This is a genomic window from Petrimonas sp., assembly GCF_963921705.1.
Taxonomy (GTDB): Bacteria; Bacteroidota; Bacteroidia; order Bacteroidales; family Dysgonomonadaceae; genus Petrimonas; species Petrimonas sulfuriphila.
In genome coordinates, this window is the sequence record NZ_OY997410.1 from 2660749 (window position 1) to 2674514 (window position 13766).

Genomic DNA, 13766 nt, shown 5'->3' on the forward strand with positions numbered 1-13766 from the left:
GCACCAAATCCGAAATCGCAAATCCCAATTCCAAAACTAACCGTGATTTATCCCGAAAATTTCGAACAAAAAATAGAGTTTTTCAAGATAAGACAACTGCTAGAACAACATTGCCTCAGTCCACTGGGCAAAGAGAAGGTAGAAGAGATGCAGTTTTCTTCCGTTTTTGAAGAGATTGACGTACAACTATCGCAAACCGATGAGTTTGTGCATATCTTACAGGAGGAAGACTCTTTTCCTTCGGACAACTTTTACGATGTGCGCCCGGTTCTCCATCGCATACGTGTTGCCGGGTCGTGGATTGATCAAAACGCTTTGTCGGAGCTTCTTAAATCGATGTTAACGATAACTTCCATCGTAACGTTTTTTAAAAACGATGAAGAGAAAGCGGAACGTTATCCCCACTTGATGTTGCTGGCAAAAGAAGTGTTTGTATCGTCGGAAATAAGCAAAAAAGCCGAGCGGATCATCGATGAGTTCGGACAAATAAGGGATCATGCATCTCCCCAACTAAGCAATATCCGCAGGGAAATCACCTCGACGCTCAACAGCATCTCTCGAAGCCTGAATTCGATATTACGCAAAGCACAGGCCGAGGGCTTTGTGGACAAAGACATCACTCCCAGCATGCGCGACGGAAGGTTGGTTATCCCCGTAAATCCGGCTTTCAAGCGAAAAATAAAAGGAATTGTCCACGACGAGTCGGCCTCAGGGAAAACCGTTTATATAGAACCTTCGGAGGTGGTAGAGGCCAACAACCGCATCCGTGAGCTGGAAAGCGACGAACGTCGCGAGATCATCCGCATCCTCACCGAGTTTACGGATTACCTCCGCCCTTTTCTACCCGACTTGCTGCAGTCCTACGAATTCCTGGCACAAATAGATTTCATCCGCGCCAAAGCCAAATTTGCGCTGCAGCTAAACGCATTGAAACCCAACTTCGAAAACAGGCTCATTATCGACTGGGTACAAGCGGTTCATCCGCTTCTTTTTCTTTCGCTGAAAAAGCAAAACCGCAAAGTGGTACCGCTCGACATAACGCTCGAAGAGGACAGCCGGATACTGGTGATCTCGGGGCCCAATGCCGGAGGAAAGTCGGTTTGTCTGAAAACCGTAGGACTACTGCAATATATGGTTCAATGCGGCTTGTTGGTTCCGTTACGGGAAAATTCACAAGTGGGCTTGTTCAGCGATATTTTTATTGATATAGGCGACGAGCAGTCCATCGAGAATGATCTCTCCACATACAGCTCCCACCTGCAGAACATGAAGTTCTTCGTGAAAAACTGCAGTAAGCATTCTCTCTTACTGATCGACGAATTTGGCAGCGGCACGGAGCCACAAATTGGAGCAGCCCTTGCCGAATCGCTGTTGGATCGGTTTAACCAAAAGAACGCTTTTGGGGTCATCACCACCCACTACCAGAACCTAAAACATTTTGCCAACGAAAATGAAGGGGTCATCAATGGAGCCATGCTTTACGACAGACATGAAATGCAGCCGCTCTTCCAGCTTTCCATCGGAAACCCTGGAAGCTCCTTCGCTGTAGAGATTGCCCGCAAGATCGGACTTCCCGACGATGTAATCGCCCAAGCCTCCGAAATTGTCGGCAGCGATTACATCAACATGGATAAATATTTGCAGGACATTTCCCGTGACCGCCGTTACTGGGAGCGTAAACGCGAAGAGGTTCGCCGCGAACGCAACCGGCTTAACGAGATTTCGGAAAAATACGAATCCGAAATGGAGGAAATAAACCGGAAGAAAAAAGAAATATTGGCCGAAGCAAAACAGCAGGCTGAACGGCTTATAGCTGAGAGCAATGCAAAAATTGAAAGCACCATACGCCAGATCAAGGAAGCACAGGCAGACAAGGAAAAGACCAAACAGGTGCGCCAATCGCTCAGTGAATTCCGGGAGAACATAGTAGCGTCCTCCGACACTCACCAGGAAGTGAATCCGATCCGAAAGAAAGTCAAGCAAAAACCCGTAACTCAACCTCAAAACACCAACCTCAAAACGCCAATCGTCACTGGCGATACCGTTCGCATGAAAGGACAGACCGTTACCGGAGAAATCCTGGAGATACAGGGAAAAAAAGCGATCGTTGCCTTTGGAGTAATCAAATCCACGGTCGACCTGGAGAAACTGGAAAAGGTGAGCCGTAATCAGCGGGCCAAAGAAAATAAATCGTCCAACACGCGCGATCTGCTGCACGACCGCAAGCTCAACTTCAGGCAGGATATCGACGTACGCGGAATGCGTGGTGACGAAGCATTACAAGCTGTAGTGTACTTTATCGACGATGCCATTCAGCTCAGCGTTTCCCGGGTACGCATCCTGCACGGAACAGGCACCGGCGCATTGCGACAAATCATCCGGGACTACCTGAGAACAGTACCGGGTGTCGCCCATTTTCAGGATGAACATGTTCAATTTGGCGGTGCCGGAATCACGGTAATTGATTTGGATTAAACATTATTGTTTTATCTTTGCACGAAAAACAACCATTTGCGCACTAAATTAACAGATAAAACAAACTCTTATGCTGAAATTTTCAAAACCTTTTTGGGTCGCGAACTTTGTAGAACTCCTTGAACGTCTGGCATTCTACGCCGTCTTTATTGTAATCACCCTCTATCTGTCCAACGTCTGGGGTTTCTCCGATGTGCAGGCAGGCATCATTTCCGGGATATATTCCGCTTTTTTGTATTTACTTCCAACCTTCACCGGAGCCGTTGCCGACAAAATAGGCTTTCGCAATTCCATCATCTTGGCATTTACCTTCTTAACCATCGGTTACGGTGGGCTGGGCCTGGTTCCCACAATATTGCAGAGCGCAGGGTTGGTACATTACGGAATGACCACCACCTATTCGGGATTAATCGGAAGCCTACACCAATGGTCGATTATCCCGATTCTTGTTTTTATCGTGATCGGTGGCGCTTTCATAAAGGCAGTAATATCGGGAACCGTGGCTCGTGAAACCACTACGGAAAATCGCGCCCGGGGATATGCCATTTTTTATATGATGGTGAATATCGGGGCATTTTTGGGTAAGACCGTGGTCGACCCTCTACGAAGGAGTATGGGGGATGAAGGCCTGGTCTACCTCAATTACTTTTCCGCTTCCATGACATTTTTAGCACTGATTGCCGTGTTCTTCTTTTACAAATCGGCGCATACCGAGGGTCAGGGAAAGAAAATGCAGGAGCTTTTGCAATCGATGGGCAAGGTGCTGACAAACGGAAGATTGATGATCCTTATCCTGATCATAAGCGGTTTTTGGATGATCCAAAGCCAAATGTACTCTACAATGCCGAAATACGTCATACGACTGGTGGGCGATGGTGCTACACCGGGATGGTATGCCAATGTGAATCCACTGGTGGTATTTATAAGCGTTAATTTTATTACCTCCATGATGAAAAAAAGAAACGCCATCACTTCGATGATGACAGGCATGTTTATTATCCCGCTTTCAGCGTTGGTCATGTCTTTTGGGAACCACATAGGAGATGCATATATCCTGGGGATGCATCCCGTTGCATTCATGATGATTATCGGTATTGCCATGCAGGCGTTGGCCGAATGTTTTATTTCACCTCGCTATTTGGAGTATTTTTCGCTGCAAGCACCCAAAGGCGAAGAGGGATTATACCTGGGATTCAGCCACCTGCATTCATTCTTCTCCTACTTGTTTGCTTTTGGAATATCGGGATTCCTGCTGGAAAAATATTGCCCCGATCCACGCCTGTTTACCAGTGCCGAAGGCATACTCGACAAGGCAGCCTATTCTGCGGCAACAGAGCACGCACATTATATCTGGTACGTTTTTGTAGGAATTGGAGCCATTTCTGCGGTTGCCCTCTTTATCTATTCCAGGGTAGTTAAGCACCTGGATAGGAAGCTTGAACTTGTGAAGCAATAAATTTACTTTATTACTTATTGATCAATATTTAATAATTACTTTGCTTTAATTGCCTATTTTGTCTATTTTTGTCAATGGAAATTCTTTATAAAAATCATGTCATGCGATTAGATTTAAGTTCTTACATTACACTCGAAAGAATACCTCAACGGTATTATAAACCGGAAAACGATTTTGAGGAATACACGCTCAGCCGCTTCGAAAAAATCCCGATTCACATTTTTGAAAAATCGGATCGTGCTGCAAAAAAAGTAGCCAGCGGCATTGTAAAAAACCTGCAAAAACATCAGGCGGAGGGAAAACAGTTTACCCTCGGCGTATCCGGAGGATCTTCACCCATTCAGGTATATGAAGAACTGATCAGGCTGCATAAAGAAGAAGGGGTGAGCTTCAACAACCTGGTGGTATTTAACATTTACGAGTTCTATCCGGTTTCCGAACCATCCCTTACTAATTTACAGTTCATCAAGGACTCTTTTTTGAACCACATCGACATAGACCCCGGGAACATCTACTCGATCGATGCCACAATCGAAAAGGACCTCATCGCGGAAAAGTGTGAGGAGTACGAACAGGCATTGCATCAATTGGGGGGATTGGATTATTTGCTGCTGGGATTGGGAAGCAAGGGAAACATCGGCTTTAACATGCCGGGTAGCAACCTCCATTCACAAACCCGCCTGGTGATGCTCGACGGAGACTCGCGACGAGACATAGCTTCCAGCTACGAATCACTGGACAAAGTGCCCGTCAGCGCTATCACTATGGGTATTGCGGATATGATGCGAGCAAAGAGAATTGCACTGATTGCCTGGGGCGAGCAAAAAGCAGAAAGCATCAAACAAATGGTGGAAGGAAGCGTAACGGAATCGACGCCTGCGTCAGTTTTGCAAACGCATCCGGAAGCAGATGTTTATATCGATCTGGCTGCAGCCAGCGACCTGACCCGTATCAGCCAGCCTTGGCTTGTAACCAATTGTGAATGGACAAGCAAACTTATCCGCAGAGCGATCGTTTGGTTGTGCGGCATTGTGAACAAACCCATTTTGAAACTCACCAACAAGGACTACAACGATAACGGGCTAAGCGAACTTATAACCCTTTACGGTTCTGCGTACAACGTCAACATAAAAATATTCAACGACCTGCAACACACCATCACCGGCTGGCCAGGCGGGAAACCCAATGCCGACGATTCCAACCGTCCGGAAAGAGCAAAACCGTACCCCAAACGCGTGATCATCTTCAGCCCTCACCCCGATGATGATGTGATTTCTATGGGTGGGACCTTTCAGCGGTTAGTGAATCAAGGGCACGACGTGCATGTTGCTTACCAGACTTCTGGAAACATTGCCGTTGGCGACGAAGAGGTTATCCGGTATTTATCGGTCTTCAAAAATCTCATCAAAGAGTTCGAACCGACCAACTCTGCCGCTCTTAGCAAGTTATCGAACATATTACACCATCTCTTCCACGAAAAAGGGGTAGACGATATAGACACACCTGAAGTTCGTTTTCTCAAAGGAAGGATTCGCCGTGAAGAAGCTCGCTCTGCAGACAGATACGTGGGGTTACCACACAGCCATGTATATTTTCTCGACTTGCCCTTTTACGAAACAGGAAGGGTAAAAAAAGACCCCATTTCGGAAAGAGATGTGATAATCGTCAAGGACTTTATTGAAAGCATCAAACCGCATCAAATCTATGTTGCCGGCGACCTCGCCGATCCGCACGGAACCCACAAAGTATGTCTGGATGCTATTCTGGCCTCCATCGATTTGATGAAGGATGATGAGTGGTACAAGGATTGCCGCGTTTGGATGTACCGGGGTGCCTGGATGGAATGGGAAATAGACCATATCGAGATGGCCGTTCCAATCTCTCCCGAAGAGTTACGCCAGAAAAGAAATGCTATCCTGCGCCATCAGTCGCAAATGGAAAGTGCTCCGTTCCTCGGTGACGACGAACGGTTGTTCTGGCAACGTTCTGAAGAGCGTAACCGGGCAACGGCCAACATGTACGACAAGCTCGGATTGGCCTCCTATGAAGCCATTGAGGCATTCGTGGAATACAAGCCTTTTCGGGAAAACATCGAGAATCATTGACGGATAAGGGAACTTTTTCTCAGTATAAGGCGCGTCATACCAGTTTTTGTTCCAGCGCTATCCGCACCAGAACGGCTGTGTTACGAGCGTTAAGCTTACAAAGAAGCTTCTTTCGGTAGTTATTGATGGTATCTACGGCAAGGAGCATCTGTTCTGCAATTTCAGGATTGGTGTATCCATTTACGATATGCTTCAGCAGTATCCTTTCCCGTGGAGTTAGCCAGATCTGTTCCACGGAGCGTTTGTTCATCAGAAAGTCAATCTCTTCGCACAAAAAAGTTTCGTTGTCAGCTACTGTTTGAATACCCAACAGAATTTCTTCGGGCATGGCATTTTTAATGACATAGCCCGAAGCGCCGTTTTCAAGCATTTGCCGCACGATAGAATATTCCGAATAACTGGTGAGCGCTACTATTTTCACCTGCGGATATTTCTCTTTTATTACGCTGCACAGGTCAATGCCACTCCAATCGGGAAGATTGATATCCAGCAAGATGACATGCGGTTGTTTGAAACTTAATTTCCACAGGCAATCTTCTCCGGTATAACTCACGGCCGTGGTCTGGGCAAATCCGGAATTATCCACCAACTTTTGCAACCCCTCTACCAGGATTTTATGGTCATCAACGATATGAACGGTTATCATTTTGCTCGTTTTTGTCTTTGCTTGCCTACCCTGCTTAACTATATCTTTATCTCCACATCCACCTCGGTCCCCTCACCCGGAGAAGAGTGGATGTTCATGGTTCCGTTCACTGCCGCAACGCGTGTCCGGATATTGTTCAGACCCGTACCCGAGGTCTCGGCGGCCGTATCGAACCCCTTGCCATCATCCTGGACATTGAGTGAGATCAGATCAGTGCCACATACCAACTGCACATTTACAACACTTGCCCCAGCGTGTCTTAAAGCGTTATTTATCAACTCGTTTGCAGCACGATAAATAACCGCTTCGAGCTTCTTTTCAATCCGCTGTTCTGCACCGAAATAATGAAATTTTACGTTTCTGAAGTTTTTACAGAAGTCGCTCAAGGCTATCTTAAGCCCATAGCGCGAGAGTGCTTCGGGCATCATGTTGTGTGCCACACGCCGGAGTTCCCCGATGGAATTGTCCAACATTTCCATCACTTTGTTGAAACGTAAAACATCTTCCTCTTCAATAATTACATCCTGTTTCATATCGAATAAATTTAATTTCACTGCCGAGAGCATTCCCCCCAATCCGTCGTGAAGATCGCGTGCAAGCCGGGTACGTTCAGCAGTTTCGCCATTCAGCACGGCTTGCGCGGCGATGAGCTGGTTCTCCTGTTCGAGTTGAAGAATCTTTTGCTTGTTCAGTTCTTCGTGGGTTTTTATCGCCCTGTTGCGTAAATACAATACCAATAGAAAGAGAAACAGGCTGACTGTGCTCACCAGAAAGATAATGGAATTAAGTTTTTTTTCTTTCTCCAGCGTACGTATCCGGAGCTCTTTCTTCTCGGTTTGGTATTTTTTTTCCAATTCTGCCATGGCTTGTCCAAACTCTGCTGTTGAACGGGTATCGATCAGCTTCCGGTACTTGTCGAAGTAGAGCAGTGTTTCCTGTTGATTATTTAAAAATACCCCTGCCCTCACCATATTGGCATACAGGTTTGAAGTTACGTTGGCATCCGTTGTGTCGGCTTTTATGGCTTCTCTGGCCGACTTCAAGCAATTAACGTAATCTTTCTCGTTAAAATAAATATTCGACAAGATATTTAACGAACCGGCAATCTGGGTGTCATACCCTATCTCCCGGGTTAAATCCAATGCTTTCAGCGCGTATTCTTTCGCTTTCGGGTAGTTGTTGTAATCCAGGTAATAGACCATGGCTATTCCTTGAATTGCAATGGCTTCCGATGCTTTATAGCCTCCCTTGTGAAAAATTTCCGCCGCTTTTTCAGAATATTCCAACGAAGATTTAAAATCTTTTCGTTTAAGGGCTATCCTGCTGAATCCCTCGTATGCACGCCCTATATTATACAAATCATTGGCCTCTATACTCTCTTTTTCCAGTTCCGAATAGTATCTTTCGGCCTGGCTTAAATTTATCAGGCTATAATATAATGTAGCAATGTTTCCGAGCAGCGACCGTATACGCTCCTTGTTGTTATGCTTCTCAAACACAGGGAGAGCTTTCAGGTAATAGGTAAGAGCTTCCTGATAGTTCCCCGATACGTTGTGCACATTTCCGATAGCCCCGTAAACGGCAGCTTCCAGTTGTTCATCTTTCAGGAGGATAGCCTTTTCAAGCGATTTGTTTAAAAACAGTTGAGCCGTATCCATCTGACTGTTCATGTAGTAGGCGACTCCTAAATTTCGGTAAAGCCGTGCTTCCATGAGCAGGTTCTGGTCCGATCTTGCCCTTTCAATACCCCGCACAGCGTATTTTTTTGATTTTTCAAAATTATCGTCGAGGTAGTTCCAACTTAAATCATCGCATACCGTCAGGTACTCTTCCGACGACAGGCCGTTACCGATCAACACATTTTCCAAACTATCCAGATTCTGGGCAGATCCATGTATACCAAGCAAGTACAACCCGATAAACAGAGTAGTCATACCTTTCCTTTTCCTAAAAGTCATCATTGTGTTTAGTTATTAGTATTGTAATGTGTCGATACCAGCAAACGCACGATTATATATAGCCGATACAAAATTAATTTCATTCACAGCAATTAAAAACTCCCTTTTGGGTCTATTTTTCACTTTTCTCAGCTTGTAAATTTGTATCCGAAGAGTCGGACAATGTGTGAAAAATACTCAATAAACAAAAGTAAAAATCAGTGTTTTATGGAAATTATTAACAAAGTAAAAAACATTTTGTTGAATCCCAAAACAGAATGGGAAGTAATATCGGAAAAAAACGATACACACTTGAAAGTATTAACCGCCTACCTTATTCCTCTGGCGCTCATCCCTGCTATTGCAGGATTCATTGGATACGGAATTTTCGGATTCAACCTGATGGGAATTCATGCGAGTTTCGCAAATATCGGTATCCGTCACGCATTTACTTCATTTATCTCTACACTAGGAGGAGCTTACCTGTCGGCATGGATCATTGCCTTTCTCGCCGATAAGTTTGAGTCCATCAAAAATTTTGATAAGGCATTCTCTTTGGTCGCCTACTCCTATACGCCTATGTGCGTGGCAGGAATACTCTTGTTGGTTCCCAGTTTGTCGTTCGTGGTAACGTTGGGAGGGCTCTATGGCCTCTACCTGCTCTACCTGGGCCTGACACCCATGATGAAGACATCCGAAGAGAAGAAAAACACCTATTTCATCGTGAGCCTGCTCTGCGTGGTAGTGGTTTCGGTCCTCGTTTCTGCACTCCTGGGTGCCCTGATCGTTTCGTCCTCAAGATTCATTTTTTAAATAGACAGATCATGAAAAAAGTACTTATCCTGTTAGGTTTTTGCCTGTTGTTTAACACGCAGGCCGATGCACAGAAATGGCTGAATAAACTGGGAAATGCGGCAAAAGATGCAGCAAAGAATGCCGTAGAGAGACGCGTGGAACAGAAAGCGGAGGAGGTAACCGAGAAAGCAATGGATAAAGCGGAAGAGTCGGTGACGAAAGAGGATAAAAACAAGAAATCCGCCTCAAACGAAGAAGAAGAGGAAGGTGCCATTGTTACGGAGGAGAAAGGCGAAAATATGGCCGCCAACACTTCGCAAAAATTAACGGGCACCAGCCAGTACGATTTTGTACCGGGCGATCAGATCCTCTTTTACGACGATTTCTCACAGGATGCTATCGGCGACTTTCCGGCCCTTTGGACAACAAACGGCAGTGGTGAGGTGAAGTCGGTGAATATCGCTCCCGGCAAGTGGTTTCATATGAACGGGGAAGATGCGGTATACTGTTATACCCGTCAGATCGATTTTCCGGATAACTTTATCGTTGAGTTCGACATTATCCCCGATGAAAAATATCAATACGGAATCCAGTTCACACTCTACCAGGAAAATGCAGATGACCCGAAAGAGATGAACGACGATTTATATCCGGGTGAAGCAGGGCTACATGTCGATCTGGGATATGACCGCTGGGATACCAAGGGTTACAAGGAAACACAGGACTGGCTTACCGGACAGGCAACGAAAAATACGGTTGTCCGTGAAAAGGAAAATCACGTCATCCTCTGGGTACAGAAACGCAGGGTGCGTATCTATCATCAGAACGCTAAAGTGTTGGATATGCCCACCAACATCTATCCCAACGTGAAGTTCAACCGCATGCGATTCTCGGGATGGGACCGATACAGTGCACCCTACGTGTCGAACCTGAAAATCACCACAGCATCGCCCGACACCCGCAGCAAACTGATTACCGAAGGAAAGCTGGTCACCTACGGCATCACCTTTGATGTGAACAAGGCGGATGTAAAACCCGAATCGTTCGGCACACTGAAGAGCATCGCCGATGTGTTAAAGGAAAATGGACCGGTAAGAGTTAAAATTATCGGGCATACCGACAGCGATGGAGATGATGCCAAAAACCTGGAGCTATCGCAACGCCGTGCCCAATCGGTAAAGAACGAGCTGGTCAGCAAGTTCGGAATAGACGCATCGCGGATAGAGACGGAAGGAGCCGGTGAAACCACCCCCGTTGCGTCCAATGATACACCGGCTAACAAAGCGTTGAATAGAAGGGTGGAATTTGTCAAACAGTGAGTGCAGAATGCAAACTTGGTTTGTATTTTGCCGAATCGTGAAAAAAATCACAGGGATTAAATTATTAAACTCTGAGATGCTTAAGATCATGAAAAGAATTTTCATTTTATTTTTAAGTCAACTGGTATTTTGTTGCTTTATAGCTGTGAATGTGTTTTCACAAAACGACCCCGATTTCTTTGTCAGACAGTTACCTCCTGTTCCGCTGGAGATTTGTGGAGAGAGTTCCGAAACAATTGAGAGTTGGCATAACCAGTTGTCTCCCAAAATAGACAGAATGAAGGTTACTCAGTGATGAGAAAATACGACAAGAGGACGCGATTGCGAATGGGAAGGGTAATCAAGACTTTTTTAATTCACCCGCACTTCAAAATAAATACAAGGATTTATTGGATAAAGTAAATGAAATCCAGATTAAGACTGATACTAAACTATCTGAAATTAGTTTGATACAGTCAAAGGCAATCATTGCTATAGCGGATAAATACATTCCTATACTGGAAGCACTGAAAAAGGAATTACAATCGGCAAGGTCAAGTGGAAAACAGGTAGCAGATATAAAAGAAAAAACAACGCTTGTGGTAACCGAAAAATGCATTGAAATGAGTGTAGTAAACAAAAAGTTTGCTACTTCCTTTTGCGAACTGATTCCTGAAGTGATATCATCCGGCATACGGATTAATAAATTAAGAGATGAGGCCAATAAAATGTTATATACCAATTATCATTTCGAAACGCATTACGGTACATGGATGGACTATCTCGTATATTATTCAGAAAAACTGATAAGAATATACGATGATCATCCCCGCAATGTTTTACAAGGAAAGGATTTCGATTTTTGATTCATCCTTGCAATTTACTTATCTGCTTACATTTTGCAGTTTTCCATCGATACCAGCAAACAGACTAATTAAAATATTTTCACCCACTTGGATACATGATTGATACAAAGATTGAAAGCATGAGAATTTACATAATAATCTGCATCATTTTTTTATGTTGTTTTTTTCCGGAACTTTACGCACGGCATCTAACCACCAACAGTGCTGTTACAAACGATAGAATCGCCACTTTCACAACCGGTGAACCGAGAAGGGACACGGGTGATTTGAAAGTAACCAGGGAAGATTTCACCAAATTGTGTCAGAATTACATCGATTTGTATTACGATAAGCTTGATCTTATTGAAAAATCACGGATAAACACCGCTACAGATCGATTAAAGGCAAATCCGGACTATGCTGCCGATCTATCTGGCAGTGCCGTGGTGGCTTCCGCCACTGCTACATTGGAATATATGCCTATTGTGATGTCGGCTTTAGCTGCCCTTTCTGATCCGGTTGATCCGCTGCTCGTAAATAATTTTGGTGCTATCCTGCGTGCACTACATGATGCCGATGTGAAACAAATTTCACAGGGGTTTGATGACCCAATTCTTATATTTATTTATGCAAAAACCCTGGAGCCTCATTCACCGATGATCTTAACGAATCTCGGAAACGCATACATTGACCTCAACATGTATCCAGAGGCCGAAGAAAACTATCGGCAGGCCATTAAATACGATGATTATTTCTGTGCAGCCCATGAAGGGATGGCAAGAGTGTATGTACATAAAAAAGATGGCAGACGTGCCATCGATGAACTTATCAAGGCAGGCAAACTGGGCTTTTCAGCTTCAATGCGGAAAGGCTTCAGGGAAGCCGCAAAAAGCGGAGGTCACGTAGAATCTCCATTCTGGGAAGAGGATCAACAAAATGAGGATCAAAATGAGAACGAAAAGTCGCAGGATGACATACTGAAACTGCCTGTTTTTCCGAAATGGGTGAGCAGGGATGCGTTTATGTTTTCATTACCCAATCTGGTTGAGTTCTCACAGGCTGTGATGGAGAAGAGCATGGCAGGGGGATTGCAATTTGCTGCCACGTACCATGCCGACGAGCTGGATGAAGCCATCAATGATTTTGATTCTGACCCATACCCTGATGAGGAGGATGATAGTGATGGCGAAGATGAAGACGATAATTCTGAAATGGAGAGTATTGAAAGTGTCGAGTTGTTGCCCTCCTATGGTCAGAAATTATTTATGTTGGAGCTGGTAAATGATTATTATACCCAAAAAATTGAGCAGGAATACAATAAAAATGCGGCGAGAAGAAAAATGGCAGATGAGATTTTTCAACAAGAACTGCAAAACCTAAAGGAAAGTGGTGAATATAAACAGATGATGAAGTACGTGCAGGAGAATGATACCTACAATTCAAAAAGACTCGCCAAGGATATCAACAAACGTGCCTCTGCCCTTGCTGATGACCATTTTATTCAATGGAGAGATATGACGTTGGACACCTACCGGGGTGTAAAGATATTGCTTTATGAATATTGGAATGTAGCTTACCAGGTGGCTGGAGATATGTATGATCAGGACGCTGTAAATTATTTCAATGATATTCGGGAGTTAACAGTTAATATCAGTCTGTTACCCATAGCAACCGATTTTTCTTTATTACCGCCGGGCTACGCATTGGCAGACTATTTCGCCCCCATTGTAACCAAGGATGAAGACCTGAATCAATATAAAAGTTCACCGGTTGCTGAGATTGAGATGCTCGAGAAAGAGGTGGATGATTGCCCGCTCAAAAAAATTGACAAGCTCGTTTTAAATGCAGGAGCAATAGGATTTAGTATTACCTGTGATACCTGGGAAATTGAATATTTACAAGGTATTGGAGGATCGTTAAAACGTAACTTTAAGAATGGAGATACCGAAATTACGGTCCTGGTAGGTGTCAAAGCCGGTGTTGGTGGTGTGAGTGCTACCGCCAAGGAAGGCATATCGCTCAAATTCAATGAGGCGGGCGATTTCACGGGATGGGCGGTTAAATCGGAGGTAGGTGCCAAAGTGGGAATGGGGCCTGTTTCAGTGGGTAAATCAATTGGATTCTCAAGCGATATAGGCATGGTTTCTTCCCCAAAAACGACGATATCATTCGGAGGGGTAGGAAAGGAGACAAGTAACTAAAAAAATAT

General features: G+C 44.7%; 9 protein-coding genes. 7 read left to right on the forward strand and 2 right to left on the reverse strand.

What is annotated here, in order from left to right:
* Nucleotides 1–42 precede the first annotated feature (42 nt).
* From AACM02_RS11135 to AACM02_RS11145, 3 genes are all read left to right on the forward strand, one after another.
* On the forward strand, nt 43–2475 hold the full coding sequence (locus AACM02_RS11135) for an endonuclease MutS2 (protein WP_332457554.1): 2433 nt from the start codon (nt 43–45) through the stop codon (nt 2473–2475).
* Between the two features lie 70 nt (nt 2476–2545).
* The gene (locus AACM02_RS11140; RefSeq protein ID WP_214062028.1) at nt 2546–3931 is read left to right on the forward strand and encodes an MFS transporter; all 1386 of its coding nucleotides are present in this window, start codon (nt 2546–2548) and stop codon (nt 3929–3931) included.
* 101 nt (nt 3932–4032) lie between these two features.
* Nucleotides 4033–6036, forward strand: coding sequence for a glucosamine-6-phosphate deaminase (locus AACM02_RS11145; RefSeq protein WP_339117015.1), 2004 nt, complete (start codon nt 4033–4035; stop codon nt 6034–6036).
* Nucleotides 6037–6070: 34 nt separating this feature from the next.
* On the opposite strand, the gene AACM02_RS11150 is transcribed toward AACM02_RS11145, so the two are convergent.
* Together AACM02_RS11150 and AACM02_RS11155 are read right to left on the reverse strand one after the other, a co-directional pair.
* A complete protein-coding gene (locus AACM02_RS11150) occupies nt 6071–6682 on the reverse strand; it encodes a response regulator transcription factor (RefSeq protein ID WP_339117016.1) in 612 nt (203 codons plus the stop codon).
* 38 nt (nt 6683–6720) lie between these two features.
* Nucleotides 6721–8616 carry a tetratricopeptide repeat protein gene (locus tag AACM02_RS11155; RefSeq protein WP_339117017.1) on the reverse strand — a complete coding sequence of 632 codons (1896 nt, stop codon included), beginning with the start codon at nt 8614–8616 and terminating at the stop codon, nt 6721–6723.
* A gap of 231 nt (nt 8617–8847) precedes the next feature.
* Here AACM02_RS11155 and AACM02_RS11160 point away from each other — a divergent pair, with 231 nt between their 5' ends.
* From AACM02_RS11160 to AACM02_RS11175, 4 genes are all read left to right on the forward strand, one after another.
* The gene (locus tag AACM02_RS11160) at nt 8848–9432 is read left to right on the forward strand and encodes a Yip1 family protein (RefSeq protein ID WP_339117018.1); all 585 of its coding nucleotides are present in this window, start codon (nt 8848–8850) and stop codon (nt 9430–9432) included.
* 11 nt (nt 9433–9443) lie between these two features.
* Nucleotides 9444–10733, forward strand: coding sequence for an OmpA family protein (locus AACM02_RS11165; protein ID WP_339117019.1), 1290 nt, complete (start codon nt 9444–9446; stop codon nt 10731–10733).
* Nucleotides 10734–11179: 446 nt separating this feature from the next.
* The gene (locus tag AACM02_RS11170; protein ID WP_339117020.1) at nt 11180–11578 is read left to right on the forward strand and encodes a hypothetical protein; all 399 of its coding nucleotides are present in this window, start codon (nt 11180–11182) and stop codon (nt 11576–11578) included.
* A gap of 119 nt (nt 11579–11697) precedes the next feature.
* Entirely contained in the window at nt 11698–13758 is a 2061-nt protein-coding gene (locus AACM02_RS11175; RefSeq protein WP_339117021.1) for a tetratricopeptide repeat protein, read from the forward strand.
* The last annotated feature ends 8 nt before the right edge of the window (nt 13759–13766 follow it).

Bases quoted from the DNA above. Each gene is read 5' to 3' on its own strand.
- AACM02_RS11140 (WP_214062028.1), top strand. From the start codon at position 2,546: ATGCTGAAATTTTCAAAACCTTTTTGGGTCGCGAACTTTGTAGAACTC.
- AACM02_RS11145 (WP_339117015.1), top strand. From the start codon at position 4,033: ATGCGATTAGATTTAAGTTCTTACATTACACTCGAAAGAATACCTCAA.
- AACM02_RS11150 (WP_339117016.1), bottom strand. From the start codon at position 6,682: ATGATAACCGTTCATATCGTTGATGACCATAAAATCCTGGTAGAGGGG.
- AACM02_RS11155 (WP_339117017.1), bottom strand. From the start codon at position 8,616: ATGACTACTCTGTTTATCGGGTTGTACTTGCTTGGTATACATGGATCT.
- AACM02_RS11160 (WP_339117018.1), top strand. From the start codon at position 8,848: ATGGAAATTATTAACAAAGTAAAAAACATTTTGTTGAATCCCAAAACA.
- AACM02_RS11165 (WP_339117019.1), top strand. From the start codon at position 9,444: ATGAAAAAAGTACTTATCCTGTTAGGTTTTTGCCTGTTGTTTAACACG.
- AACM02_RS11175 (WP_339117021.1), top strand. From the start codon at position 11,698: ATGAGAATTTACATAATAATCTGCATCATTTTTTTATGTTGTTTTTTT.